Genomic DNA, 26244 nt, shown 5'->3' on the forward strand with positions numbered 1-26244 from the left:
TGGTAACGGATGGGCGCCAAGCTGCAAGTGGCGTCAGCGTATTTGCGCTTCGGGCAGCGTCAGTGTGCGCGGTATCTTCAGCGCATCCCAGTGCCGGATACCCCAGTTCAGCACTTCCCGGGGGCTTGCGTCGTCCAGTTCGCTCGCGGGGTTCTGGCCCAGCGCACGTAGCGCGCGCAGTAGCAACGGCGTGGCTTGATGGTCGGTCAACGGCGGCGAACGGTAGGACTTGCCCAGCTTGTGACCGTTCGGTTGGGTGATCAGCGGCACGTGCAGATAGCGCGGTTGTGGAAAACCGAGCAACTCCTGCAGATAGAGCTGGCGCGGCGTGGAGTCCAGCAAATCGGCTCCGCGGACGATGTCAGTCACACCTTGCCAGGCGTCGTCGAGCACCACCGCCAGTTGATAGGCATACAGCCCGTCGCGGCGACGGATGACAAAATCACCCACGTCGCGACCCAGGTGCTGACGGAATTCGCCCTGTACCCGGTCCTCGAAGTGGTATTCCAGTTCCGGTACCCGCAGACGGATGGCGGTGCCTTCGCGGGCGTGGCCAGCGTTGCGACAGAATCCGGGGTAAATGCCGTGATAGGGCTCAAGCGTTTTGCGCGAGCAGGTGCAGGCGTAGGCCAGGCCTTGATTGAACAGGCGGTCGAGCACCTGGGCGTAAGCGTCGTGGCGATCACTCTGGCGAACCATTTCGCCGTCCCATTCAAAACCGTAGTTTTCCAGGGCGTTGAGGATCGCGGCCTGGGCGCCGGGCTCTTCCCGTGGCGGGTCGAGGTCTTCCATGCGCATCAACCAGCGTCCGCCGATAGAGCGGGCGTCAAGGTACGAGGCCACGGCGGCGACCAGCGACCCGAAGTGCAGATGACCACTGGGAGTGGGGGCGAAGCGCCCGATATAAGCGGATGAGGTGATGGCAGTCATGGGGCGGATGCTACTGGGAAATCCGGGGATTATTGGAGATCAAAAGCCACAAACAAAAACGGAGCGTTCGCACGCTCCGTTTTTTCGTTCAGGCCGGCTGTTACTTGCCGACCTGCTTTTCCTTGATTTCCGCCAGGGTTTTGCAATCAACGCACATGTCGGCGGTAGGGCGTGCTTCCAGTCGGCGAATACCGATCTCTACGCCGCAGGACTCGCACCAGCCATATTCTTCATCTTCGATCAGTTGCAGGGTCTTGTCGATTTTCTTGATCAGCTTGCGCTCGCGATCACGGGCGCGCAGTTCAAGGCTGAACTCTTCTTCCTGACTGGCACGGTCGGCCGGGTCAGGGAAGTTGGCCGCTTCGTCTTTCATATGATCAACAGTGCGGTCGACTTCCTGCATCAAGTCCTGTTTCCACTTGTTCAGGATCTTGGTGAAATGTTTGCGCATGGGCTCGCCCATGTACTCCTCACCCTTGGTCGGAACGTAGGGTTCGAAGCCGCTAATCAGTTGGCTGCTCTGTTGCTTTGCTTGGGTGGGCATGAAGGACCGCCTCTACTCTTGTAATCCATTGCGCAGGATTGCTCCATCACCGACACCTGCCGGCCCTGCGGCTGCAAGCGGGCGAACTTACCAGATCAAATCGGACCGCGCCACTCCCTGTTGACGAGGCTGCGGTCCGCGATGCTTGCAAAAGGTTGCAAACCCTTGTCTGGCGGGTCTGGAGGCCTGATCAAATATTGATTTTAGTCAATCCCGGGCCAAACGCATGAGTTGTTCCAGCTATCTGATGGTTAAGACCGTTTTAGGCTCTCGCTCGTTCCCGCCACTGGGTAGAAGTTGGGTAGAATCGGGTTTTTGCTCACCCTTGAAGGAAGGCTAATGGCTCAGCCCTACAGTGCGCGCAGCCGCGCTATCGAACCTTTCCACGTTATGGCGTTGCTGGCGCGTGCCAACGAGCTGCAGGCGGCCGGACACGATGTGATTCACCTGGAAATCGGCGAGCCGGACTTCACCACGGCCGAGCCGATCATCAAGGCCGGCCAGGCCGCGCTGACTGCGGGGAAGACCCGTTACACCGCCGCCCGTGGGATCCCGGAGTTGCGCGCGGCGATCTCGGGTTTCTACCAGCAGCGTTATGGCCTGGACATCGATCCCGAGCGCATTCTGATCACCCCCGGTGGTTCGGGGGCATTGTTGCTCGCCAGCAGTTTGCTGGTCGATCCGGGCAAGCACTGGTTGCTGGCGGATCCGGGTTACCCGTGCAACCGGCACTTTCTGCGTCTGGTGGAAGGCGCGGCGCAGCTGGTGCCGGTCGGCCCGGATGTGCGTTATCAGTTGACCCCGGAGCTGGTCGCACGCCATTGGAATCAGGACAGCGTCGGGGCGTTGGTGGCTTCTCCAGCCAACCCGACCGGGACGATTCTGACGCGTGACGAGCTGGCCAGGTTGTCGACCGCAATCAAGGCGCGCAACGGTCATCTGGTGGTGGACGAGATTTATCATGGCCTGACCTATGGCACTGATGCGGCCAGCGTGCTAGAGGTCGATAACGAGGCGTTTGTCCTCAACAGCTTCTCGAAATACTTCGGCATGACCGGCTGGCGCCTGGGGTGGCTGGTGGCGCCACCCGCCGCGGTCGGAGAACTGGAAAAACTCGCGCAAAATCTCTACATCAGCGCCCCAAGCATGGCCCAGCACGCCGCGTTGGCCTGCTTCGAGCCCGATACCCTGAGTATCCTTGAAGAGCGTCGCGCCGAATTCGGCCGCCGGCGTGACTTCCTGTTGCCGGCCTTGCGCGAACTGGGCTTCGGGATTGCCGTGGAGCCGGAAGGCGCGTTCTATTTGTATGCGGATATCAGCGCGTTTGGCGGAGATGCCTTCGCTTTCTGCCGACATTTCCTCGAAACCGAGCACGTGGCGATTACCCCGGGGCTGGATTTCGGTCGTTATCAGGCCGGCCATCATGTGCGGTTTGCCTACACCCAGAATCTGGATCGTCTGCAGGAAGCCGTCGAGCGGATTGCCCGCGGTTTGCGGAGCTGGCAGGGCTGATGCGCTTTCATCCTCCACTCGAAGAAGGTCGGTTGATTCGTCGCTACAAGCGGTTTTTGGCGGATATCGAAACCGTTGACGGCGAGTTGCTGACCATTCACTGCCCCAATACCGGTTCGATGTTCAACTGCATGGTCGAGGGTGGGCAGGTCTGGTTCAGTCGCTCCAATGACCCCAAACGCAAATTGCCCGGCACCTGGGAGATCAGCGAAACCCCGCAGGGGCGCCTGGCGTGCGTAAACACGGCGCGGGCCAATGGTTTGATCGAGGAGGCATTGCACGCCGGTCTGATCACTGAGCTCAATGGGTTTACCGGGCTCAAGCGCGAAGTCGCTTACGGGCAGGAAAGCAGCAGGATCGATTTCCGCCTGGATTACCCAGGCGGCCCGGCCTTTGTCGAAGTCAAAAGTGTCACGCTAGGCTTTGATGGCCTGGCGATAGCAGCCTTTCCTGACGCGGTGACCCAGCGCGGGGCCAAACACCTGCGCGAGCTGGCTTGTCTGGCGCGAGACGGCATTCGCGCGGTGCAGTTGTATTGCGTCAATCTGACCGGCATCGAGGCAGTACGTCCGGCCGAGGAAATCGACCCGGTGTACGCCGCGGCGCTGCGCGAGGCGGTTGCGTGCGGGGTCGAGGTGTTGGCTTACGGTGTGCGGCTGACGGCTGAAGAGGTCTGCGTCGACCGCCGCCTGCAGGTCATTCTGAACTAAAGCTGGACCCAAATGCCTTGGTCATCTTCCTTGCACGTGAGGGCGGTCAAGGACTGCCCGGCACAGGGACCGGAAACACATTCGCCGGTTTCGATCAGGAACAGTGCGCCGTGGGTGGCGCACTGGATCAGACTGGCGCTGCGGTCGAGAAACTGGTCGGGCTGCCATTCCAGCGCAACCCCCCGGTGCGGGCAGCGATTGATATAGACGTAGACCTCGCCTTCGCGGCGCACGGCAAACAGCTTCTGGCCGTCGATATCAAAACCGCGACTGCTGGCATTGACCAGCTCGGCGTGGGTGCAAAGAAACTTCATGGCTATCCTCAGGTGCCGCAGGCTCTGCGCCGTGGCTGTCATGGCGTGCTCGCAGGGTATGTGACGAAACACGTCGGTGCTTGACGTGCAAATGCAAACAATTATCAAATGGCCGCTCGCCCGTTGTCCACGTGCTTGCGGAGTATGCTGCCGAGGATCCTCGGGATCTCGGATTGACCCGTGATCCAGTGTGCCGCCCCTTCAAAGGAAAACCTTTTATGCGCCTGAGTACCAGCGCTATTGCGTTCTGTGTCGCACTTCTGCTCAGCCGGGGGGGCGCTGCGGCCGATTTGCCGCAGCGCTGGGTCAGTGCCGGTGGCGCGTTGTCGGAATGGGTCAGTGCATTGGGCGGCGAGTCGAAGCTGGTCGGGGTGGACACTACGAGCCAGCACCCGGAGTCACTCAAGGCGCTGCCCAGTATCGGCTATCAGCGGCAGTTGTCGGCTGAAGGCATTTTAAGTTTGCGCCCGCAGATTCTGGTGGGGACCGAAGAAATGGGCCCGCCGCCGACGCTGGTGCAGATTCGCAGCGCCGGCGTGCAGGTCGAGTTGTTTTCGGCGCAGCCGGAGCTGCCGGCCTTGCAGGGTAACTTGCAGCATCTGGGCAAGCTCTTGGGGAACGAAGACCAAGCCGCGCAACTGTTCCAGGACTATCAGCTGCAACTTTCGCAGCACAAAGCCTGGGTCAGTCAGGCGCAGACCCGGCAATCGGCCCCGAGGGTGTTGTTACTGGTGGGCAATGCCGGTGGCAAGCCTTTGGTGGCTGGCAAGGACACCGCGGCAGACTGGCTGCTGCAACAGGCCGGTGGTCAGAATCTGGCGACCCATAGCGGCTACAAAGCCTTTTCGGTCGAGTCGCTGGCCAGTCTCAATCCCGAAGTGCTGGTGTTCGCCGACCGCAGTCTATCCGGCGAGGCGGCCCGCGCCGCGCTGTTCAGAGAGAATCCGATCCTTGCTGCAACCCGTGCCGCCAAGGGCGGGCGGGTGTTCGAGCTCGATCCGACCTTGCTGGTGGGTGGGCTCGGGCCACGTCTGCCGGCGAGCCTGGTGAAACTCTCGAGTGGTTTTTACCCCGCTGAACCGGCCAAGGCTAATACTGCCCCATGACCATTCTGGTTAAACCGCGAGCGTTGTTTATCGGGCTGAGCCTGCTGTGTTTGCTGGCGATCTGGCTGTCATTGGCTCTCGGACCGGTCAGTCTGCCGTTGCTCGACACCTTGCGCGCCGCGTTGCGTTTGCTCGGGCTGCCAATAGCCGCGGACGGTCTGGAACAGGCCGAATTGATTCTCGGGCAGATCCGTCTGCCCCGGACCTTGTTGGGCCTGGCGGTAGGCGGGGTCCTGGCATTGTCCGGCGTGGCGATGCAGGGTCTGTTTCGTAATCCACTGGCCGACCCGGGGTTGGTCGGCGTTTCCAGCGGCGCGGCATTGGGCGCGGCGATCGCGATCGTCGGTGGTTCGCTGTTTGGTGGCCTGCCTGAGGCGCTGGGGCCCTACTTGCTTTCACTCTGTGCCTTTATCGGCGGGTTGGGGGTGACGGCGCTGGTCTATCGCCTCGGTCGGCGCAATGGCCAAACCAATGTGGCGACCATGTTGCTGGCAGGCATCGCCTTGACCGCGCTGGCCGGTTCGGCGGTCGGCCTGTTCACCTATCTGGCGGATGACGCCACCTTGCGCACCCTGGCCTTCTGGAATCTGGGGAGTCTTAACGGCGCCAGTTATTCCAGGCTCTGGCCGCTGTTGCTGGTGAGTGCGGCGGTAGCGTTGTGGTTGCCGCGGCGGGCCAAGGCGCTGAACGCGCTGTTGCTGGGCGAGTCGGAAGCCAGCCATCTGGGCATCGATGTCGAAAGACTCAAACGTGAATTGGTGTTCTGCACCGCGCTCGGGGTCGGGGCGGCTGTTGCGGCGGCCGGCATGATCGGATTTGTCGGCTTGGTGGTACCGCATCTGGTGCGACTGCTGGCCGGGCCGGATCATCGAGTCTTGTTGCCGGCCTCGGTATTGGCGGGGGCGAGCCTGCTGCTGTTTGCCGATCTCCTGGCGCGTTTGGCCCTGGCCCCTGCCGAGCTGCCGATCGGCATAGTCACGGCGTTTATCGGCGCACCGTTCTTTCTGTATTTACTGTTGCGAGGGCGCGCCTGATGCTGCGAGCGGAAAACCTCCAGGTCCGCCGCGGCAAGCAGACGGTGCTAGCGGATATCAATCTGCAACTCCAGCCAGGCGAAGTGCTCGGCGTACTTGGGCCCAACGGTGCGGGCAAGAGCACCTTGCTCGGCGCCTTGTGCGGTGAATTGCCGCCAAGTCAGGGCAAGGTCTGGCTGGATGAGCGTGAGTTGGGACACTGGGAGGGCGTGCAAAGGGCGCAACGTCTGGCGGTATTGCCACAAACTTCAACCCTGGATTTTGCCTTTCGGGTCGAGGAAGTGGTCGGCATGGGGCGCTTGCCCCATCAAAGCGGCCGAGTCCGCGACCAGGAAATTATCGCCGCCGCGCTGGAGGCTGCTGACGCCGGGCACCTGAGCGGTCGCAGTTACCTGGCGTTGTCCGGAGGCGAACGACAGCGGGTACACTTGGCGCGGGTCCTGGCGCAATTGTGGCCTGGGCAGGCAGGGCAGACATTATTGCTCGACGAGCCGACTTCGATGCTCGACCCGCTGCATCAGCACACCACCTTGCAGGCCATTCGCGAGTTTGCCGGTCGTGGTGCTTCAGTGCTGGTGATTCTGCATGATCTGAACCTGGCAGCACGCTATTGTGATCGTCTATTGCTGCTTGCGGGTGGACGCCCCTATGCGCTGGATAGCCCGGGGAGGGTGCTGCAACCGGAGCCGCTCAAAGCGGTGTTCGGTCTGGAGGTGCTGGTGCAGCCCCATCCGGAACGTGGGCATCCCTTGATCATTGCCCGTTAAGCCGATTTTCTGGAAGGAACCCATGCGCGCGATTCTGCTACTGGCTTTGATACTGCTCAGCGCTTGTCAAACTGCGAGGGTGTCGCCAATCGAGCCGGCAACAAGCAGTTCGAAAGAGCGCGCCGGCATGATTCGTGATCTGCGCAATGGGCAATCGCTGACTGCCGATGAACTGGTCGCACGCCTGGCCAAGGCGCCACGGGTCATCGTCGGCGAGCAGCACGACAACCCCGATCACCATCGGCTGCAATTGAAGTTGTTGCAGGCGTTGTCTGAGCGCCGTGGCCAAGGCAGCCTGCTATTGGAAATGCTGACGCCAGACCAGCAACCCAGCGTCGACCAGGTCCGCATTCAACAGAAGATCACGGGTTGGCCTGATGACTTGCCTGAAGCCCTGGCATGGCAATCCGGCTGGGACTGGAAGCTGTATGGACCTATCGTGCGCTTTACCCTGGCGCAGCCTTATCCATTGCTGGCGGCCAACCTGGACAGCGCTGAAATACGGAAGATTTATACCCAGGCGCCAGCGTTGAGCGGTGCTCGTTCGAACTCCGATTCGGTCAGGCTCGAGTTGCTGGAACAAATCCGCGAATCCCATTGTGACCTGCTGCCGGAATCGCAAATGCCCGCCATGCTGGCAGTCCAACAGCAACGAGACCGGCGGATGGCTGAGCGCCTGCTGGCGGCACCTGCCCCTTCGCTGTTATTTGTCGGCGCTTACCACGCGCGCAAGGATGTCGGTGTGCCGGTGCATCTGCTTGATCTCGGGGCGGCGGATGGGACGCTGGTGCTGATGCTGGCCGAGCAAGGTGCCGAGGTCGCACCAGAAGTGGCGGATTACGTCTGGTACACCGCGGCCAGGCCGGAGCAGGACTATTGCGCTGAAATGCGTAAATAGATGATGGCGTATCGGCAAATAATTCGAGCGAGCAATCTCATTGTGCAGCTACGGGCTGTCATTGAAGGGCAGTAACAGGCTGGGCCCGATATCCGCGCCTTGGCAGCCGATTATCGGGCTCAGGTGGGCTCTAGCCCCATCCAGAGCCAGACGACGATTTCGCCATCGACCTTCGGCATGGGAGTTTCGTATTCGATGACGTGCCTGCTTCCCGGTTTGTACTCGCACAGCCAAGCGCCGGGATACGGACAGGGTTCGCCACTGCGCGCGCGCATGCCGCTGACGGTCCAGTGCCAGCGAACGATCTGGCCTTCATGGCGTGGAAGAGGTTCGTTCAACCGGACATCGCAGTCGACGCAGCGATCTTTCTCCATTTCCCAGCGCCCTGCGCGAGGGGCCGGTTCATTGCTGCGGGCGTGACGGGCTGGCTCAGGCGGGGTTTGATCAGGGTCACGTTGCCAGAGCACCAATCCGTCGTCTGACTCGCTGGCAAAGGCAGGCAACCTATCGCCCTGCTTGAATGCTCGCCGGGAATCCGACTGACCTGGGACGAGCCACCACCCGGCTTGAGTGCAGGCCATGCCGGAAATGACACTGACAGGCAGCTGGGGACCAGCGTGACCTGAGGTGGACGGCGGCGCGATGAAACGCGATGCGGGTGTCGGCCAGTCACTGTCGGCGTCAAAACGGGCCATCCAGCGTCGGCTGTCGGCGTCGGTGAAACGCTCGTTGGGATCGCCATCCCATTGACCGAAACCCAGCAGGCCCAAGTCGTCGTAACGGATGGGCTTCAGCAGCTTGTTCAGGAGCATGGGCAGCTCTGGCACACCTTGCTCGACCGGATAGAGCTCCGGTTGTTCGCCCAGTTCGATCCACTGGCCGTTGTGCAATTCGGTGATGCTGATGCGCGGATGCGCCAATGCCGTGCGTACCTGTTCACGGGTCAGGCCCAGTTTGTCGCGCCAGTGATTGGCGAGCAGGAAGGCCCAGGTGGGGGGACGAACGCCGTTCAGTAGTTCATCGTCCATGCCATAGGCATAGTCGATATCCAGTCCATGGAAGGCGGGCGTCAACGCCCGTTCCCAGGTGGTGACGGCTGCTCGCGTGCCAAACTCAAGAGGATTGGCCATGGCAAAACCGCTGTAGACCTGATGCGCCTTGAGCAGGTCAATCGTCTTCAGGACAAAGCGGCGCCATGCCTCACGGTTGTCTTGCCACCATTGCCAGCGGTAATAAAACACAATTGATGAGTAACCCGTTTTACGATCCTCACCCTTAAACCAACTGCGCCAAAAATAGCCCGCAGTCGTAGGAGAAGTGGCATGGTTCTCTTCATCAGTAAAAGAGAAAACAAAATACTTGTATTGGGAGGTTTTTCTGGCCTGCTCGCGTAGATTTGGCCGGCGTGCGGGATAACGATGGGGACGTGCGGCGGCTGGGTGCATAGCAATGGTGTAAGGCTCCCCAAGCAGCTGTTCAAAGGCTTCGTGAATATCCACCAGCAGCAGCGATGCTTCTAGGTGATTTTCCGGGCCCGCCGGGAAGTAGAAACTGATAAACGGGCTGACGCTGTGCTGGGCTTCATCTGTACCCCAGTACGAGTTAGGCCAGTCCTTGAGCAACTCAATAAATTCTTCACGTTCTTCGTCATCAAACAATCCATGGGTGGTACTCATCCTTAGCTCCTTCCGCCTTTACCTTTGTGTGAGGGTGTCTTCTTGTCATCCGTTGCAAAACCGGTGCAATCCTCCGGCACCCGCAACAGCGCCACTTTCTCCTTGCCAATTTTCTCCGGGTTGATGCCTGTTCTTGGTTTCATGAGCTCCACGTAATCTTTCATTTGTTCATCCCTTACCCAATCCCGCGGAAACTTGATCTCGATCGCGGCAAACACGTTCTCGGTTTCAAAGGGCTCCTGCCGGTACTCGACGACCACCAGATCCGGCGCCAGGCTTTCCCTGGGGCGCGGCCAAAACGGGAACACCTTGCCAAATCGCTTGGGGCGGGTCGCGGGCTCGCCCAGCAGCGCCTTCTGACTTCTTTGGTTGTAATTGGGCTCGGCCTTGAGCGGGCTGCGCCAATCCAGCACCTCGTCCACGGCTTCAAACAACAACGAGGCGGTGGTTTGCTTGAGGGCGATCTCAATGGTGGTTTCCACGATATCGCCGGCGATTTTCTTGCGAATGCGCCTTGGCACCTTGATCGGCATCTGCAACGCGACGTTGCACACCTGGCTGATGGCCGGGCGAAACGGCACTTTGCGTTCGATGTATTCCTTGAAGGTCACGTTCTCATTACCGCGTCGGGAGACGGTGCTGTTGCCGCCCCGATCCACTACGGCAAAGGTCGAACTCTTGATATCGATTTCACGGGTCAGCGCTTCGATGGTCTCGCGCAGCACTTGCTTGATCTGGCCTTGGCGCTCGGCAATTTCCCGTGCAAGCTGAGCCATATCGGCGGCGGTCATGGTGGCTTCGTGAGCCTGATACACGCGATAGGCGCGGTACGCGCCCGCAAGAAGTGGTACGGCGGCAGGGGCTGGCATCAGTCAAGGTCTCCGGTGTGTTTATCAAGAAAGTCATCCTGAAAAAGCTCGTCAGAAGTGCAGCTCAAGACCTGGTCGCCGGTGGCTGCTACATTGGAATGCCAGGCCTCGGTGATTCGCTGATCGTCACGCATGATTGCTTTATGGGCTCGCACCGATTGAGTCGCCTCGGTGGTGGCCCAGTCCGTTTCGCCAGAGGAACGGGTCAGACCTTCGGCAAGCACGGCCGCACCATCGGTGATGCGATACCGATAGCCAGCGAAGGCACGCTGATTGTTCTTCAGCGACGTGTAGCGCCCGAGGAATGCGCCAAGCGGCACTGGGGAGGGCTGCGGATCTGCAAACGGATTGCCCGTTCCGATCGCGTCTGCGGGAGGGTGAACAGTGCGGCCAGATCGAGCACGCGATTGAAGTCGATAGCCGTTGTCATGGCTGGCCAACTCCAACTTCAGCTTGAAGGGCTGGGACAGGCCTTCATCGAGCTTGAAGGAGACCACTTCGAAGGCTTCCCCTTGTAAGGGTTCGAAGGTAAAATGTAGGTCGCTTTGACGGGGCATGAGCGCTCCTTGCCAGGGGGGTAGCGTCAGTCAATCAGCCAACTTGTATCGCACTCTAGGCAGACGTCATTTCACGCCTCAATAGAGGCGTGGCAATCGAGAGACGTCCTACTACGCTTGGCGTATTGGACTGTCAGATATGTCGGTGCTGTCGCCCCAGGTTACACGGCGGTAATCCGGGTTTTCTCATGGCCCAGCTCGCGGCTGATGATCTGGCGGGCAGCCTTGTCCTGGGCTTGCTGGGTGGCGGCAGACCCGCCAACGGGGGGGGCATCCACAGTCAGGCACGTTGCGTTCACGCCCGTCCTTGGTCCATAAACCTCAGTTGAGGCATTCGCCGTCCTGCCTGCGTGCAGATGGGGCGAAGGAACTGCATGATTTGATCAAAGGCATACCTCCTGTATCGGAAGTTTCTGTTAGTCGCGTAGTTAGTGTCCTAACTGGTTCAAAGTCAGGCACTCATTCGACTGACTGCTTTATTGTTTATCCATTGTGCCGACCATTGAAGGTGGGGGAACCTATGGATCAACCGGATAAACAGCTGGCTCGCCTGGCAATCAGCTTGCTCGATCTGACCTCGCTGAATGCCGATGATGATGACGCAGCTATCGTCAGGCTTTGCCTGCGCGCAATGACTCCTTTTGGTCCGGTGGCGGCGGTCTGCGTCTATCCGCGGTTTGTCGGCCTGGCACGCAACACCCTGAACAGCCTGGGAGGGGCGCAGGTCCGGGTGGCAACCGTTGCCAACTTCCCTTACGGCGGTAGCAACATCGCTTCAACCGTCACCCAGGTCGCGCAGGCTATAGCTGCGGGAGCGGATGAGGTAGATGTGGTCTACCCCTTTCATGGGTTGCTGGCAGGGGATTGCGACATCGGCCGGGAGTTGCTGGCCGCCTGCCGGAAAGTCTGTTCAGGATCGGTGCTGCTCAAAGCGATTCTGGAAACCGGTGAACTGCGCGATCCGCAGCTGATTCGCCGGGCCAGCCTGGACGCGATTGCCGCAGGCGCGGATTTCATCAAGACCAGCACCGGCAAGGTGGCGATCAATGCCACGGAGCAATCCGCGCGAATCATGCTGGAGGCCATCGCCGAGCAGGGAGCCGAGGTCGGCCTCAAGGTTTCCGGGGGGATTCGTACGCTGGCGGATGCCCGCCTGTATATCGGGCTTGCCCGGCAGCGCATGGGGGCCGACTGGGTAAGTGCCAGTCATATGCGCATTGGTGCTTCGGGCTTGCTGGATGAACTGCTCGCCTGTCTGGAGCAAGGACCTGGCCGGTAGCGTTGATCTGGCGCTTGGCAAAGGCTTCAGCGACTTTTTGACAGGCAAAAAAAGACCCGGCAAAAAAGCCGGGTCAAATAACCGTGATTAGCCTGATGAGGAGATAATCTGAGAGTCCGAACCACTGGTCTTCCAGGTCATCGACTGATCTCGCGACCAGTTGCGCCAATCATAACGATTCTCATTTCTGTGTCAACAGCTGATTTACGCATTTCGCTGAATCGAGTGGCAGACTCTTTCGGCTCGCCCGGTAAGCAGGGGCCCGGAGAGTTTATTTGAGGCGAACCGGATGGATGATTTTCTTGCTCCGCAGGTCCTGGACCAGGTAGCAGTCGATTGATCAGTGCCTCGGCGCAGGCCGGTGCCCCCGAGTAAGTAAATGACAATCGCGTCGGCTCAGTTTTTATGGCGTGCCGATATGGCTTCCAGCTGTTTGTTCAAGGCCTCTTTGCGCTCTGCCGGAATGTCGTTCCAATGCACGTCCATCAGAGCCCCTTCAATGGCATACAACAGCACTTTCGACGCGCGAAACCCCCTGGTTCGCACAGCGCGATACGCATCCACCGCTCCCAGTCGACGCAAGTCCGAAGCACTATGGATGCCCACGGCATGCAGCCATTGCGCCGACGTCTTGCCAAGGTTCTTCAGGTGTTGCAGTTCATCATTCATCAAGCCTCCTTGCGACGGCCGAACAAGCGTGGGCGAGTTTCAAGGAGTGTAGCGGTCAGTAGGAAAAGCGTGGTTGTTTGGTCGGTTTCGTTGAAAAAGCTTCTAAGCCGCCCGCCCAGAGGGCTATGGAAAGCGCTGTAAGCGCAGTAGGGGGGAAGTTGTCGGCGGGCAGGCTGGATGACTGCAAGGCGCGCAACGCCCTGCCCAGCGCACAGCAAGGGCGCCGGACTCTGAGGAGGGGAAGACGTTACTTGGTGCGGTAGCGCAAGCGCGTACCGAAATTGACCGACATCAGAATTTCATCTGCCGTCAGTTCTGGCGGGAAGTACGCTCCAGAGATTTGCGCATGTGCCAGGCTTGCGCCTTCCATGCAGGCACTGCGCAAGTCCAGACCGCGCAAGTCAGCCGAACGGAAGTAGGCATCCGTGAAGTCAATATCTTCGGCATTCAGTTCGCGCAGATCGAGGCCGCGGAAATCACCGCCGCGCATATCGACAGGCGCGTCTTTTGGCCTCTCGTTATTGAAGCCGGTAATGTCGTCTTTGTGCAGCAGCGCGTAAAGCGGGGTGTCGAGGAATTTTGGCTGGCTCATGGGACGTCACCTGTTGGATTTATGACGCCAGTATAGTGCCACTGTCTTGAGGTCGCGAAACTGTTATCGGTTCCACGACCTCGATAGTTGCTTACAGGCCGGGCATGCGCTGGCGAATTTGTGCAACTACGGTATCCAGGGTGCCGCTTTCATTGGTCTGGACGCGTTTGCTGCAGAGGATCTCTGCTGGCGTCAGCGCTTCACGAGTGGCTTGCTGAGCTTCGATAACCGCCATGGTCGCGTCGGACGGATCGTTCTTGTCCGCCTGACGTCGCGCCAGCCAGCTCTCGATCACCGCTTGCGGTGCGTTGCAGTCGAGGATCAGGAACGGCGCGCCGGTGGCTTCGGCGATTTTCGCGGCGCCATCGCGCTGTTCGCGCTTGAGGTAGGTGGCGTCGATCACCACCGGGAAGCCGGCGCGCAGAATGACCGCGGCAATCTCATGCAGGTGGGCGTAGGTGACAGCGCTCGACTCGGCGCTGTAGATCCCGACTTGTGGATCATTCGGCACCTGTTGCTCACCGAACAGGCGTTTGCGTTCGACGTCGGAGCGCAGGCGGATCGCACCCAGTGCTTCCACCAGGCGCGTGGCCACATAACTCTTGCCGACGGCCGAAACACCGTGGGTGATCGCCAGAAAGCGCGATGGGATGGTGCTGTAGCTTTCTGCCAGATTGGCGTAGTTGCGGTACTGGCGCAGGGTGGTCGCACGCAGTACCGGATCGGCTTCGGCGGGCATGCTGAACAGGCTGACCTTGGCGCGAACCAGCGCGCGGTAGGCTTTGTAGAAGTTCAGCAGCTCAAGTCCGCGGTAATCGCCGGTCAGCTCCAGGTACTGACTGATGAACCGTCGGGCCAGGCTTTTAAGGCCGCGATCTTCCAGGTCCATCGCAAGGAAACCGGTGTCGGCGTACACGTCAGTGAAACGGAAGGGTTCGTTGAACTCGATGCAGTCGAAGATCACCACTTCGCCGTCGATTACCGTGGCATTGCCCAAGTGAATGTCGCCATGACATTCGCGGATAAAACCTTCGGCCTTGCGCTGGGCGAACAGTGGCTTGAGGCGCTCGAAGCTGCTTTCAGCCCAGGCTTGCAGAGCCTCGAGTTGCAGCAGGTCGGCCTTGTCGCTGAGGAACGGGCGGATCTGTTCGAAATTCTGCCGTACCGGTGCCATCACGCTTTCCGGGGTGCCGGCTTCGTGGTCTGTCGGGACCACGGGCGCACTGAGGTGGAACAGGGCGATCTGCCGGGCCATCTGGTCAATGTGTGCGGTGGTCAGTTCGCCATTGGCTTGCAAGGTGCTGAGCAACTGGCTTTGCGGGAACTGGCGCATTTTCAGCGCGTAGTCGATCACCGGACCACTGCCAGCCAATTGCGGTGCATCGGCGCTGCCGGTGATCGGCAGCACTTCCAGATACAAATCATGGGTCAGGCGCTGGTTCAGGCGCAGTTCTTCGCCGCAGAAGTGTTCGCGAGCCTCCAGGCCGGTGAAGTCGAGGAAGCCGAAATTGACCGGCTTCTTCACTTTATAGGCGTAGGGGCCTGTCAGCAGCACCCAGGAGATGTGCGTCTCGATAACCTGGAAACCGTCTACGGGATGGGGATAGAGGGCCGGGTTTTGCAGGGCGGCGATCAGGGACTGGCTCACAGGCGATCCTTCAGAGTCGGGAAAATTCAAGGACGTCATTATGGCCGCATGCGGCTGTCGTGCAAACCTCGGAGGGCTCCTGTTGAGTATGAATAAAGTGCGTATAATCCGCCGCCATGACTCGTACCCGATCCCCCCGTTCCCGTTCCAAACCCCCGTCTGCTGGCCTGCGCCCTTGGCTGGGCTGGGCTCTGAAGCTCAGTCTGGTCGCCCTGGTGGTGCTCGCCGGCTTTGCGGTTTATCTCGATGCCGTGGTCCAGGAGAAGTTCTCCGGCAAGCGCTGGACCATTCCGGCCAAGGTTTATGCCCGACCGCTGGAGCTGTTCGTCGGACAAAAGCTCAGTAAGGAAGATTTTCTGATCGAGCTCGATGCGCTCGGTTACCGGCGCGAAAGTGTCGCCAATGGTCCGGGCGCAGCCGCGGTCAGTGGCAACACGGTCGACTTGAATACCCGCGGCTTCCAGTTCTATGAAGGGATGGAGCAGGCTCAGCCGGTACGCGTGCGTTTCTCCGGCGACTATGTGGCCGGGCTCTCGGGGACTAACGGTTCGAAAGTCGCGGTGGTGCGTCTTGAACCCCTGTTGATCGGCGGTCTTTACCCGAAAAATCTAGAGGATCGCATCCTGATCAAGATCGATCAGGTACCGCCATACCTGCTCGAGACGCTGGTCGCGGTGGAGGACCGGGATTTCTATCATCACTTCGGCGTCTCGCCCAAGTCGATCGCCCGGGCTGTGTGGATCAACACCTCGTCGGGACACATGCGCCAGGGTGGCAGTACCTTGACCCAGCAACTGGTCAAGAACTTCTACCTGACCAACGAACGCAGCCTGACCCGCAAGTTGACCGAGGCGATGATGGCCTTGCTGCTTGAGCTGCATTACGACAAGCGCGAAATCCTCGAGGCTTACCTCAACGAAGTCTTCGTCGGTCAGGACGGTCAGCGTGCGGTGCACGGTTTCGGCTTGGCCAGCCAGTTCTTCTTCAGCCAACCGCTGTCTGAACTCAAGCTGCATCAGGTGGCGTTGTTGGTGGGCATGGTCAAGGGGCCGTCTTCCTACAACCCGCGGCGTAATCCAGAGCGCGCGCTCGAGCGGCGTAACCTGGTGCTCGATGTGTTGCAAGAGCAGGGTGTCGCGACCGCCGAGCAGGTGGCCGCGGCGAAGAAGATGCCACTGGGCGTGACCAAGCGCGGCAGTCTGGCCGACACTTCGTACCCGGGCTTCATTGACCTGGTCAAGCGCCAGCTGCGCGAAGATTACCGCGACGAAGACTTGACCGAAGAGGGCTTGCGGATTTTCACCAGTTTCGATCCGATCCTGCAGATGAAGGCCGAGGCTTCGGTCAACGATACCTTCAAGCGTCTGGCCGGGCGCAAGGGCTCGGATGAGGTCGAAGCCGCGATGGTGGTGACCAACCCGGAAACCGGGGAAGTCCAGGCCATGATTGGCAGTCGTCAGGCTGGTTTTGCCGGGTTCAACCGGGCGCTGGATGCAGTGCGTCCGATCGGCTCCCTGATCAAGCCGGCGGTTTACCTGACCGCGCTTGAGAAGCCGAGCCAGTACACCTTGACCAGTTGGCTCTCCGATGAGTCTTTTTCGGTGAAAGGCGCCGATGGGCAGGTCTGGAAGCCGCAGAACTATGATCGTCGCTCCCACGGCACGGTATTCCTGTATCAAGGTTTGGCGCACTCCTACAACCTGTCGACCGCCCGGCTTGGCCTGGCAGTCGGCGTGCCGAATGTCCTCAAGACGCTCGCGCGGCTTGGTGTTGAGCGTGAATTTCCGGCCTTCCCGTCGATGTTGCTGGGGGCCGGCGGCTTGAGCCCGATGGAAGTGGCGACCATGTACCAGACGCTGGCCAACGGTGGATTCAATACGCCGATGCGCGGGATTCGTAGCGTGCTGACCGCCGAAGGCGAACCGCTCAAGCGTTATCCATTCCAGATTCAGCAGCGCTTTGATCCGGGTTCGATCTTCCTGATTCAGAGCGCGATGCAGCGGGTGATGCGTGAAGGTACCGGCAGTTCGGTCTACAACTCCCTGCCGAAAACTCTGGCACTGGCGGGCAAGACCGGCACCAGTAACGATTCGCGGGACAGCTGGTTCGCCGGTTTCAGCCAGGATCTGCTGGCGGTGGTCTGGATGGGTCGCGATGACAACGGCAAGACGCCATTCACCGGTGCCACGGGTGCCCTGCAGGTCTGGACCAGTTTCATGCGCAAGGCGGATCCGTTGCCGCTGGATATGCCACAGCCGGATAATGTGGTTCAGGCCTGGGTCGACTCCCGTACCGGGCAGGGTTCCGAAGCGAGTTGTCCAGGCGCGGTGCAGATGCCGTATATTCGCGGCAGTGAACCACCACCCGGTGCCGCGTGTGCTGGCGAAAGCCCTGCACCCGCCGATGCGGTGATGGATTGGGTCAAAGGCTGGATGAATTAAGCGAAGAGGGTTTGAAGTGAACAAGTGGTGGATTCCAGCTATTACAGCTCTGGCTTTGCTCAATGGTTGCGCCAGTGTGCAGCGCGGTTCGATCCCGGTGGTGGACTCCGGCAGTGCCGTTTCCAACAGTGAGCGGATCCAGGCCAATGGTGGCTCCCGTCAGACGACCGTACAGCGTCCGACGCAAGCCCAGACTCAAGCCATTCCGCAAGGCGAAGGCGTGATGGTGATGATCCCGGGTGGCGCTGCAGCCGCTTCGGCACCGATCAGTACTACACCCATTACCCCGGGGCCGATCACGCCCGGGCCGATGGATTCTGCGCCGGTTCAATCGGCACCGATCAATCAGGGCACCTACAACCTGCCGTCGACGCCGAGCGGGATTCCTCCGTCGAACTCCGGCGGGCTGTCGGCCGACGAACAACTGGACGGTCCGGTACTGGCCTTGCTCACCACTGCTCAGCAGCAACAGGCCGGCGGCGACCTCAACGGCGCATCCTCCAGCCTGGAACGCGCCCAGCGTGTCGCCCCGCGCGAACCCCAAGTGCTCTACCGTTTGGCGCAGGTGCGCATGGCCCAGGGTGATGCGGCGCAAGCCGAGCAGTTCGCTCGTCGCGGGCTGAGCTTCGCCAATGGTCGCCCGGCTCTTCAGGCAAGCCTGTGGGGGTTGATCGCTCAGGCGCGTGAGAAGCAGGGTGATCCAGCGGGTGCCGCACTGGCCCGGCAGAAGGCCAAGGTAAGTCTCTGATGGATGCGCGCTTTCCGAAGATCGCCGAGCAGCTGCTGTTGATCGAACGTGAACTGCGGGTGCAGGGTTGGTGGGACGAAGTCTCGCCATCGGCAGAAGCTCTAAGCAGTGTCGAACCATTCTCGATCGATACCCTGGACTTCGAGCAATGGCTGCAATGGATCTTTCTGCCGCGGATGAAAGCGATTCTGGAAAACGATCTACCGCTGCCCAATGTTTCGGGTATTCAGGAGATGGCCGAAATGGTCTTCGCTGCCCGAAATGTCCAGGGCAAGGATCGGCGGCTGCAGATCCTGCTCAAGGAATTCGATCTGCTGATCACCGCCTCCCGCTGACCCCGAACCCTTGTAGGAGCCGAGCTTGCTCGCGATAGCGGTGTAACGTTCAACATATCTTTTGAATGTCAGGCCGTCATCGTCGGAACGCCGCCCGGAGCAAGCTCGGCTCCTACAGGTACCTACTGGCAGTTATCCGCAATCTGCTTCTGTGCTTCGGTGATGCGATCCTGACGTTGTTCGTCGGTGAGGCGGCGCATCCCACCGTCGACCTCCTCCCGTAAGCGCGGATTGTTCTGCAGTTGAGCCAGATTGGTTCGGGCCTGCTCACAGAACGCCTTTAACCGGGCTTGCTGCTCGGCAACCTGCTTTTTCACTTTGTTGTCGATGGCCTGTTGATCGCCGATGGCGCTGCTGTGTGGCGGCGCTGCGGTCGGTTTGCCGGCGGGCGGGGAGGGCGTCACGGTGGTGGCGGCCTGGCCTTGGGGCGGTTGTGCATCGAAGTGGGTAACGCCCTGAGCGTCGACCCATTTGTAGATCTGAGCGGCCATGCACAAAGGGCTCAGGCTGATCAGCAAGCTCGCAGTGAAGAAAAACGTTCGCATGCCATTTCCTTGTCATGGGTTGCGCAATTGAAGCTAACACAGATGCTGTTTAGAGGTTTTTTCTTGCTTTCTCATGCGCTTAGTTCGAATAAAGCATTTGACGACTTGACTTGGAGAGGGCGAAACAGAAGAATCCAAAGTCCGCTGTAGAGGGACTGCCAGAAGCAGACCCGCTCAGCAGATCATGAGGTGCACATCCGCGCCGACCTGTTACACCCGCAACGCGTTACCTCGCGCTGGGTGGGAAACCCCCGCAACACTTGGGGAGTTCCCAATACTTGCTCAGTCAGTGCTGACGTAGTCGGCGACCACCGTCGCTCATGCTCTGCTAAGCAGTAAACCTATTAAGACCCGTTCCCTTGTGAGTGGACGGTATTCTGGCGTTTTAGAGGTGAACAACGTGGAGCTTTTATCTGGCGGTGAGATGCTCGTCCGCTTTTTGCGTGACGAAGGCGTCAAATATATCTACGGGTACCCGGGTGGTGCTCTGCTTCATGTTTACGATGCGCTGTTCAAAGAACCGGAAGTGACTCACATCCTGGTTCGGCACGAACAGGCTGCGACCCATATGGCTGACGGCTACGCTCGTGCCACCGGTAAAGCCGGCGTGGTACTGGTGACCTCTGGCCCGGGCGCGACCAACGCCATCACCGGTATTGCCACGGCCTACATGGACTCCATTCCGATGGTGATCATTTCCGGCCAGGTGCCTAGCACCATGGTGGGCACCGACGCATTCCAGGAAACCGACATGATCGGTATCTCCCGGCCGATCGTGAAACACAGCTTCATGATCAAGCATGCGTCGGAAATCCCGGAAGTCATGAAGAAAGCGTTCTACCTGGCGCAATCCGGTCGTCCTGGCCCGGTCGTGGTCGATATCCCGAAAGACATGACCAACCCGGCCGAGAAGTTCGAATACATCTTCCCGAAAAAAGCCAAGCTGCGCTCCTACAGCCCGGCTGTTCGCGGGCACTCCGGACAAATCCGCAAAGCCGCGGAAATGCTGCTGGCGGCCAAGCGTCCGGTGCTTTATGCGGGCGGTGGGGTGATTCTGGGCGGCGGTTCTGCACCGCTGACCGAACTGGCGCAAATGCTCAATCTGCCGGTGACCAATACGTTGATGGGCCTGGGCGCATACCCTGGCACTGATCGGCAGTTCATCGGCATGCTCGGCATGCACGGCAGCTACACTGCCAACCTTGCCATGCACCATGCCGACGTGATCCTTGCGGTCGGTGCGCGTTTCGATGATCGGGTAATCAACGGCCCGGCCAAGTTCTGTCCGAATGCCAAGATCATTCACATCGACATCGACCCCGCTTCGATCTCCAAGACCATCAAGGCAGACGTGCCTATCGTGGGTCCGGTCGAGAGCGTGCTGACCGAAATGGTCGCGACCCTCAAGGAGATCGGCGAGACCCCGAACAAGGAGTCCGTTGCCAGCTGGTGGAAGCAAGTCGAGGAGTGGCGCGGTGATCGTGGCCTGTTCCCTTACGATAAGGGCGACGGCAGCATCATCAAGCCGCAGACCGTGATCGAAACCCTCAGCGAAGTGACCAAAGGCGATGCCTACATCACTTCCGACGTGGGTCAGCACCAGATGTTCGCGGCGCAGTACTACCGGTTCAACAAGCCTAACCGCTGGATCAACTCCGGTGGGCTGGGCACGATGGGCTTCGGTTTCCCTGCGGCCATGGGCATCAAGTTGAGCTTCCCGGATGCCGACGTCGTCTGCGTGACGGGCGAGGGCAGTATCCAGATGAACATTCAGGAACTGTCCACCTGTTTGCAATATGGTTTGCCGGTAAAAATCGTCATCCTGAACAACGGTGTTCTGGGTATGGTTCGCCAGTGGCAAGACATGAGTTACGGCAGCCGTCACTCGCACTCCTACATGGAGTCGCTGCCTGACTTCGTCAAGCTGGCAGAGGCCTATGGTCACGTCGGCGTGCGCATTACCGACTCGAAAGACTTGAAGTCGAAGATGGAGGAGGCGTTCGCCCTCAAGGATCGCCTGGTGGTGCTCGATATTGCAGTCGACACCAGCGAGCACGTCTACCCGATGCAGATCAAAGACGGCTCGATGCGCGATATGTGGCTGAGCAAGACGGAGCGTACTTAATCATGCGGCACATTATCTCCTTGCTTCTGGAAAACGAACCGGGCGCCTTGTCTCGCGTTGTCGGCCTGTTTTCGCAGCGTAACTACAACATCGAAAGCCTGACTGTGGCGCCGACCGAAGACCCGACTCTGTCGCGTCTGACGCTGACCACCGTGGGGCACGATGAAGTGATCGAACAGATCACCAAGAACCTGAACAAGCTGATCGAAGTGGTCAAGCTGGTCGACCTGTCGGAAAGTGCTCATATCGAGCGCGAACTGATGCTGGTCAAGGTCAAGGCCACTGGCGCCCAGCGCGCCGAGATCAAGCGCACTACCGATATTTATCGTGGGCAGATCGTCGATGTCAGTGCCAGCGTGTATACCGTTCAACTGACCGGTACCAGCGACAAACTCGACAGCTTCATTCAGTCTATCGGCACGGCCGCGATACTGGAAACCGTACGCAGTGGCGTCACCGGGATTGCCCGTGGCGACAAAGTGCTGAGCATCTAAACCAAATTAGCGAATGGCCTGAACGGCCTGGATATATAGGGGAAATTCATGAAAGTTTATTACGAAAAAGACTGTGACCTGTCGATCATCCAGGGCAAGAAAGTAGCCATCATCGGTTACGGCTCACAAGGCCACGCACAAGCTTGCAACCTGAAAGATTCCGGCGTTGACGTCACTGTCGGTCTGCGTAAAGGCTCGGCCACCGTTGCCAAGGCCGAAGCTCACGGCCTGAAAGTGACCGACGTTGCCAGCGCTGTTGCCGCTGCCGACCTGGTCATGATCCTGACCCCGGACGAGTTCCAGTCCGCGCTGTACAAAGACGAAATCGAGCCGAACATCAAGAAGGGCGCAACTCTGGCCTTCTCCCACGGCTTCGCGATCCACTACAACCAGGTAGTGCCACGCGCTGACCTCGACGTGATCATGATCGCGCCGAAAGCTCCAGGCCACACCGTGCGTTCCGAGTTCGTCAAAGGCGGCGGTATCCCTGACCTGATCGCTATCTATCAGGATGCTTCCGGCAACGCCAAAAACGTTGCGCTGTCCTACGCTGCCGGCGTTGGCGGTGGTCGTACCGGCATCATCGAAACCACCTTCAAGGACGAGACTGAAACCGACCTGTTCGGCGAACAAGCCGTTCTGTGCGGCGGTACCGTTGAACTGGTCAAAGCCGGTTTCGAAACCCTGGTTGAAGCTGGCTACGCGCCGGAAATGGCCTACTTCGAATGCCTGCACGAACTGAAGCTGATCGTCGACCTCATGTACGAAGGCGGTATCGCCAACATGAACTACTCGATCTCCAACAACGCTGAATACGGCGAGTACGTGACGGGTCCGGAAGTGATCAACGCCGAATCCCGTCAAGCCATGCGCAACGCCCTGAAACGCATTCAGGACGGTGAGTACGCCAAGATGTTCATCAGCGAAGGTGCTACCGGCTACCCATCGATGACCGCCAAGCGTCGTAACAACGCCGCTCACGGTATCGAAATCATCGGCGAGCAACTGCGCTCGATGATGCCGTGGATCGGTGCCAACAAAATCGTCGACAAAGCCAAGAACTAAGTTCCGGCCTTGAAGAGAAAACGCGGCTTAGGCCGCGTTTTTTCGTTTGGGCAGACAGGTTCTGGTATAAAGCTGGATCGTTTGCGCGCGAACCCTCGTCGCAGACACCTGTCGAAATTCTCCACACCGTTGCAAGGTAATGTCCATGAGCGAACGTCCCGAAGAGCCAAACAAGGCCTCTGACGCCGAAAGCCTGCTACCGATCGATGAGCATGTCGAAGAAGGGCATGACGCTGAAGGCCGTAAAGTCCGGCATCGTGGTATCTATCTTCTGCCGAATTTGTTTACCACCGCGAACCTGTTCGCGGGGTTCTACTCCATCATCAGCTCCATGAGCGCCCAAAGTGCCTTGAGTGCCGGTGACGCGGTCAGCGCGAGCAAGTATTTTGCGTTTGCTGCGATCGCGATCTTCGTCGCCATGGTGCTCGACGGGCTGGATGGTCGTGTTGCCCGAATGACCAACACCCAGAGCGCCTTCGGCGCTGAATATGACTCGTTGTCCGATATGGTCGCCTTTGGTGTCGCACCCGCGTTACTGGCATTTGGCTGGGCGTTGGGTGACATGGGTAAAGTGGGCTGGATGGTCGCTTTCATCTATGTGGCGGGCGCGGCGTTGCGTCTGGCACGTTTCAATACTCAGGTGGGTACCGCGGACAAACGTTATTTCATCGGTCTGGCCAGTCCGGCCGCGGCAGGTGTAGTCGCCGGGATTGTCTGGGCGTTCAGCGACTACGGCATCCAGGGTTCCAAGATGTCCTTCCTCGTGGCGCTGATGGTGGCGGCTGCCGGTATGCTGATGGTCAGCAACATCAAGTACAACAGCTTCAAGGAGCTGGATCTGAAAGGGCGGGTGCCATTTGTCGCGATTCTCGCGGTGGTGCTGGTGTTCGCCGTGGTGTTCAGTGATCCGCCGCGCATTCTGCTGCTGGTATTCCTCGCCTATGCGGCTTCCGGCCCGGTGCAGTACTTGCTGCGTCTGCGCCGTCACAAAAAAGTCGAGTGATGTAATATCCCTCATACTCCGCAGTCTATTGGTGCATCAGTCCTCCAATGCTGCGGAGTTGTCATGTTAATCAAGTTGCCCAAGTCGTCTGACTGCCAAGAGTCGGATGTCACGCCAGAATCTCTCTACTACTCTCGCCGCAGCGTGCTGGGCGGCGCCATGACCGCGCTGGCTGTCAGCAGTCTGCCGCGCTGGGCGAGTGCCGATACGGCCGCACGTTATGCGGATGTCGAGCCGGGTAAGGCGCCGGCCTGGTTTACCGAGAAGCTGCCGACAACCCAATGGCAGGCTGTCACGGTCAAGGATGAGGCGATCACCCCATTCAAAGACGCGACCCACTACAACAACTTCTATGAGTTTGGCACTGATAAAGGTGACCCGGCACAAAACGCCGGTACGCTGAAAACCGAGCCGTGGAGCGTGGTGGTGGATGGTGAGGTCGGCAAGCCCGGGCGTTATGCCCTGGAAGACTTCATGAAGCCCTATCAGTTGGAGGAGCGGATCTACCGTCTACGCTGCGTCGAGGCCTGGTCGATGGTGATCCCCTGGATCGGCTTTCCCGTCTCGGCGTTGCTCAAGCAGGTCGAACCGACCTCCAAGGCAAGATTCATCCGTTTCGAAACCCTGCAGGATCCCAAGAGCATGCCGGGCCAGCGTTCCGGCTTTGCCCTGATCGACTGGCCCTATGTAGAAGGGCTTCGCCTGGATGAGGCGATGAACCCTTTGGCGATTCTGGCCGTGGGTATGTATGGACGTGAGCTGCCTAATCAGAACGGCGCGCCGTTGCGTCTGGTGGTGCCGTGGAAATACGGTTTCAAGAGCATCAAATCCATCGTGCGCATCAGCCTGGTCAGCGAGCAGCCGAAAACCACCTGGCAGAGCATTGCGGCGGATGAGTATGGGTTCTACGCCAACGTCAATCCTGAGGTGGACCATCCGCGCTGGACTCAGGCGCGCGAACGGCGTCTACCGAGCGGGCTGTTCAGTCCCAATGTGCGCGAGACGCAGATGTTCAACGGCTACTCCGATGAGGTGGCTTCTTTATATGCCGGCCTCGATCTGCGGACGAACTATTAATGCGTTATCCGTTATGGCGCATTGGCGTCTTTATAGTGGCGGCGGTGTGGCCGCTGCTCTGGTTGTACCAGGCCTGGATCTTCGCCCTGGGGCCGGATCCGGGGAAGGTGCTGGTTGATCGCCTGGGTTTGGGCACGCTGACCCTATTGTTGATCACCCTGAGCATTACGCCTCTGCAGCGGCTGAGCGGTTGGGCGGGATGGATTGCCGTGCGCCGACAGTTGGGTTTGTGGTGCTTTGCTTACGTGGTCCTGCATCTGGCGGCCTACCTGGTGTTTATCCTCGGCCTTGACTGGTCGCAGCTGGGGGTCGAGTTGCGCAAGCGGCCCTATATCATTGTCGGCAGTATTGGGTTTCTGGGTTTGCTGGTATTGGCGGTCACTTCCAATCGTTACAGTCAGCGGCGCCTCGGTGCTGGCTGGAAGAAGTTGCATCGCCTGGCTTATGTGATCCTGGGGCTTGGGCTGCTGCATATGCTTTGGATCGTCCGGGCGGATCTGAAGGAGTGGGCGATCTATGCTTCTATAGGCGCGCTGCTATTAGCGTTGCGTATTCCATCCGTCATGCGCCGAATTCCCCGGTTAACAGCTAAAAAGACATCTTCTGCAACAAAGGTGTAATTAGTCCTTGACGGCAGATCCTGGAAGTCTATAATTCGCCCCACTTCCGGCGCAGTCGAAACGGAAAACTCCTTGGTAAACAAAGAGTTACGCGGTTTTCGACAGCGGGCTGCTTCAGTTCATCGAAGCCCAGAGGGAGTTGGTAAGGTCGGCGGGTTTGGCCCTATTGACGGTTCGATCCACTCGGTCGAAAGCGGTGTAAAACAGGTGTTGACAGCAGCGAGTAACGCTGTAGAATTCGCCTCCCGCTAACGAGTGATCGGAAGCGCCAAGTGGTTGAAGTTAAAAAGGAAACTTTGAAAACTTCTGAAAATAACCGCTTGACAGCAGCAGAGGAAAGCGTAGAATGCGCGCCTCGGTTGAGACGAAAAATCTTAACCAACCGCTCTTTAACAACTGAATCAAGCAATTCGTGTGGGTGCTTGTGGAGTCAGACTGATAGTCAACAAGATTATCAGCATCACAAGTTACTCCGCGAGAAATCAAAGATGTAACCAACGATTGCTGAGCCAAGTTTAGGGTTTCTTAAAAACCCAAAGATGTTTGAACTGAAGAGTTTGATCATGGCTCAGATTGAACGCTGGCGGCAGGCCTAACACATGCAAGTCGAGCGGCAGCACGGGTACTTGTACCTGGTGGCGAGCGGCGGACGGGTGAGTAATGCCTAGGAATCTGCCTGGTAGTGG

Annotated in this window: 26 protein-coding genes and 1 rRNA gene (1 of these 27 only partly in view); 17 read left to right on the forward strand and 10 right to left on the reverse strand. The window is 59.3% G+C overall.

Annotated elements, in window-relative coordinates:
* Nucleotides 1-33: 33 nt before the first annotated feature.
* Nucleotides 34-930, reverse strand: coding sequence for a tRNA glutamyl-Q(34) synthetase GluQRS (gene gluQRS, locus F8N85_RS09370; RefSeq protein WP_150803338.1), 897 nt, complete (start codon nt 928-930; stop codon nt 34-36).
* A 100-nt stretch (nt 931-1030) separates the two neighbouring features.
* Complete coding sequence (gene dksA / locus F8N85_RS09375; RefSeq protein WP_150643317.1) at nt 1031-1474, reverse strand: RNA polymerase-binding protein DksA; 444 nt, start codon at nt 1472-1474, stop codon at nt 1031-1033.
* A gap of 339 nt (nt 1475-1813) precedes the next feature.
* Here dksA and F8N85_RS09380 point away from each other — a divergent pair, with 339 nt between their 5' ends.
* Nucleotides 1814-2986, forward strand: a complete 1173-nt coding sequence (locus F8N85_RS09380) for a pyridoxal phosphate-dependent aminotransferase (RefSeq protein ID WP_150803339.1) — start codon at nt 1814-1816, stop codon at nt 2984-2986.
* Nucleotides 2986-3696 carry a DNA/RNA nuclease SfsA gene (sfsA, locus tag F8N85_RS09385; protein ID WP_150803340.1) on the forward strand — a complete coding sequence of 237 codons (711 nt, stop codon included), beginning with the start codon at nt 2986-2988 and terminating at the stop codon, nt 3694-3696. The genes F8N85_RS09380 and sfsA overlap by 1 nt, the downstream gene beginning before the upstream one ends.
* Here the strand turns inward: sfsA and F8N85_RS09390 are convergent.
* A complete protein-coding gene (locus F8N85_RS09390) occupies nt 3693-4010 on the reverse strand; it encodes a Rieske (2Fe-2S) protein (RefSeq protein WP_150803341.1) in 318 nt (105 codons plus the stop codon). The genes sfsA and F8N85_RS09390 overlap by 4 nt on opposite strands.
* Nucleotides 4011-4228: 218 nt before the next feature.
* Between F8N85_RS09390 and F8N85_RS09395 the strand changes: the two genes are divergently transcribed.
* Genes F8N85_RS09395 through F8N85_RS09410 form a run of 4 tightly spaced genes read left to right on the forward strand, consistent with a single transcriptional unit; the run spans nt 4229 to nt 7815 of the window.
* Nucleotides 4229-5116, forward strand: coding sequence for a heme/hemin ABC transporter substrate-binding protein (locus F8N85_RS09395; RefSeq protein ID WP_150803342.1), 888 nt, complete (start codon nt 4229-4231; stop codon nt 5114-5116).
* Nucleotides 5117-5166: 50 nt separating this feature from the next.
* On the forward strand, nt 5167-6150 hold the full coding sequence (locus F8N85_RS09400; protein WP_191636150.1) for a FecCD family ABC transporter permease: 984 nt from the start codon (nt 5167-5169) through the stop codon (nt 6148-6150).
* A complete protein-coding gene (locus F8N85_RS09405) occupies nt 6150-6917 on the forward strand; it encodes a heme ABC transporter ATP-binding protein (RefSeq protein ID WP_150803344.1) in 768 nt (255 codons plus the stop codon). Before F8N85_RS09400 ends, F8N85_RS09405 begins: the two co-directional genes overlap by 1 nt.
* A gap of 22 nt (nt 6918-6939) precedes the next feature.
* On the forward strand, nt 6940-7815 hold the full coding sequence (locus tag F8N85_RS09410; protein ID WP_150803345.1) for a ChaN family lipoprotein: 876 nt from the start codon (nt 6940-6942) through the stop codon (nt 7813-7815).
* Nucleotides 7816-7934: 119 nt separating this feature from the next.
* On the opposite strand, the gene F8N85_RS09415 is transcribed toward F8N85_RS09410, so the two are convergent.
* The 3 genes from F8N85_RS09415 to F8N85_RS34900 are packed head-to-tail and all read right to left on the reverse strand — an operon-like array spanning nt 7935 to nt 10917.
* Complete coding sequence (locus F8N85_RS09415; protein ID WP_150803346.1) at nt 7935-9491, reverse strand: type VI immunity family protein; 1557 nt, start codon at nt 9489-9491, stop codon at nt 7935-7937.
* Between the two features lie 2 nt (nt 9492-9493).
* On the reverse strand, nt 9494-10360 hold the full coding sequence (locus F8N85_RS09420) for a VRR-NUC domain-containing protein (protein ID WP_150803347.1): 867 nt from the start codon (nt 10358-10360) through the stop codon (nt 9494-9496).
* Nucleotides 10360-10917, reverse strand: a complete 558-nt coding sequence (locus F8N85_RS34900) for a hypothetical protein (RefSeq protein ID WP_224795664.1) — start codon at nt 10915-10917, stop codon at nt 10360-10362. Before F8N85_RS34900 ends, F8N85_RS09420 begins: the two co-directional genes overlap by 1 nt.
* A gap of 520 nt (nt 10918-11437) precedes the next feature.
* On the opposite strand from F8N85_RS34900, the gene deoC reads away from it, so the two are divergent.
* Entirely contained in the window at nt 11438-12196 is a 759-nt protein-coding gene (deoC, locus tag F8N85_RS09435; RefSeq protein ID WP_150803349.1) for a deoxyribose-phosphate aldolase, read from the forward strand.
* A gap of 396 nt (nt 12197-12592) precedes the next feature.
* On the opposite strand, the gene F8N85_RS09440 is transcribed toward deoC, so the two are convergent.
* From F8N85_RS09440 to F8N85_RS09450, 3 genes are all read right to left on the reverse strand, one after another.
* Nucleotides 12593-12865, reverse strand: coding sequence for a TfoX/Sxy family protein (locus F8N85_RS09440; RefSeq protein WP_150803350.1), 273 nt, complete (start codon nt 12863-12865; stop codon nt 12593-12595).
* A 247-nt stretch (nt 12866-13112) separates the two neighbouring features.
* Nucleotides 13113-13457: a pentapeptide repeat-containing protein gene (locus F8N85_RS09445; protein WP_150803351.1), complete on the reverse strand. Its 345-nt coding sequence runs from the start codon at nt 13455-13457 to the stop codon at nt 13113-13115.
* Nucleotides 13458-13548: 91 nt separating this feature from the next.
* A complete protein-coding gene (locus F8N85_RS09450; RefSeq protein ID WP_150803352.1) occupies nt 13549-15105 on the reverse strand; it encodes an AAA family ATPase in 1557 nt (518 codons plus the stop codon).
* Nucleotides 15106-15221: 116 nt separating this feature from the next.
* Here F8N85_RS09450 and mrcB point away from each other — a divergent pair, with 116 nt between their 5' ends.
* The 3 genes from mrcB to F8N85_RS09465 are packed head-to-tail and all read left to right on the forward strand — an operon-like array spanning nt 15222 to nt 18629.
* Nucleotides 15222-17546 (forward strand): penicillin-binding protein 1B, encoded by a 2325-nt coding sequence (mrcB, locus tag F8N85_RS09455; protein WP_150803353.1) that lies wholly within the window; start codon nt 15222-15224, stop codon nt 17544-17546.
* 16 nt (nt 17547-17562) lie between these two features.
* The gene (locus F8N85_RS09460; RefSeq protein WP_150803354.1) at nt 17563-18294 is read left to right on the forward strand and encodes a tetratricopeptide repeat protein; all 732 of its coding nucleotides are present in this window, start codon (nt 17563-17565) and stop codon (nt 18292-18294) included.
* Nucleotides 18294-18629: a YqcC family protein gene (locus F8N85_RS09465; RefSeq protein ID WP_150803355.1), complete on the forward strand. Its 336-nt coding sequence runs from the start codon at nt 18294-18296 to the stop codon at nt 18627-18629. The genes F8N85_RS09460 and F8N85_RS09465 overlap by 1 nt, the downstream gene beginning before the upstream one ends.
* A 122-nt stretch (nt 18630-18751) precedes the next feature.
* Here the strand turns inward: F8N85_RS09465 and F8N85_RS09470 are convergent, their stop codons facing one another.
* Nucleotides 18752-19174 carry a DUF4124 domain-containing protein gene (locus tag F8N85_RS09470; RefSeq protein ID WP_150803356.1) on the reverse strand — a complete coding sequence of 141 codons (423 nt, stop codon included), beginning with the start codon at nt 19172-19174 and terminating at the stop codon, nt 18752-18754.
* Between the two features lie 400 nt (nt 19175-19574).
* On the opposite strand from F8N85_RS09470, the gene F8N85_RS09475 reads away from it, so the two are divergent.
* The 7 genes from F8N85_RS09475 to F8N85_RS09510 all read left to right on the forward strand — a co-directional run.
* Nucleotides 19575-21299, forward strand: a complete 1725-nt coding sequence (locus tag F8N85_RS09475) for an acetolactate synthase 3 large subunit (RefSeq protein WP_150803357.1) — start codon at nt 19575-19577, stop codon at nt 21297-21299.
* 2 nt (nt 21300-21301) lie between these two features.
* Nucleotides 21302-21793, forward strand: a complete 492-nt coding sequence (gene ilvN / locus F8N85_RS09480) for an acetolactate synthase small subunit (protein WP_150643298.1) — start codon at nt 21302-21304, stop codon at nt 21791-21793.
* A gap of 48 nt (nt 21794-21841) precedes the next feature.
* Nucleotides 21842-22858 (forward strand): ketol-acid reductoisomerase, encoded by a 1017-nt coding sequence (ilvC, locus tag F8N85_RS09485; protein ID WP_150643297.1) that lies wholly within the window; start codon nt 21842-21844, stop codon nt 22856-22858.
* Nucleotides 22859-23003: 145 nt separating this feature from the next.
* Nucleotides 23004-23861 (forward strand): CDP-diacylglycerol--serine O-phosphatidyltransferase, encoded by an 858-nt coding sequence (gene pssA / locus F8N85_RS09490; RefSeq protein ID WP_150803358.1) that lies wholly within the window; start codon nt 23004-23006, stop codon nt 23859-23861.
* Between the two features lie 63 nt (nt 23862-23924).
* Complete coding sequence (gene msrP / locus F8N85_RS09495) at nt 23925-24938, forward strand: protein-methionine-sulfoxide reductase catalytic subunit MsrP (protein ID WP_150803359.1); 1014 nt, start codon at nt 23925-23927, stop codon at nt 24936-24938.
* Nucleotides 24938-25558, forward strand: a complete 621-nt coding sequence (gene msrQ, locus F8N85_RS09500) for a protein-methionine-sulfoxide reductase heme-binding subunit MsrQ (RefSeq protein ID WP_150803360.1) — start codon at nt 24938-24940, stop codon at nt 25556-25558. The genes msrP and msrQ overlap by 1 nt, the downstream gene beginning before the upstream one ends.
* Before the next feature lie 545 nt (nt 25559-26103).
* A 16S ribosomal RNA gene (locus F8N85_RS09510) occupies nt 26104-26244 on the forward strand; it runs 1398 nt beyond the window's last position.

It is taken from the genome of Pseudomonas fluorescens, assembly GCF_902497875.1.
Taxonomy (GTDB): Bacteria; Pseudomonadota; Gammaproteobacteria; order Pseudomonadales; family Pseudomonadaceae; genus Aquipseudomonas; species Aquipseudomonas fluorescens_BR.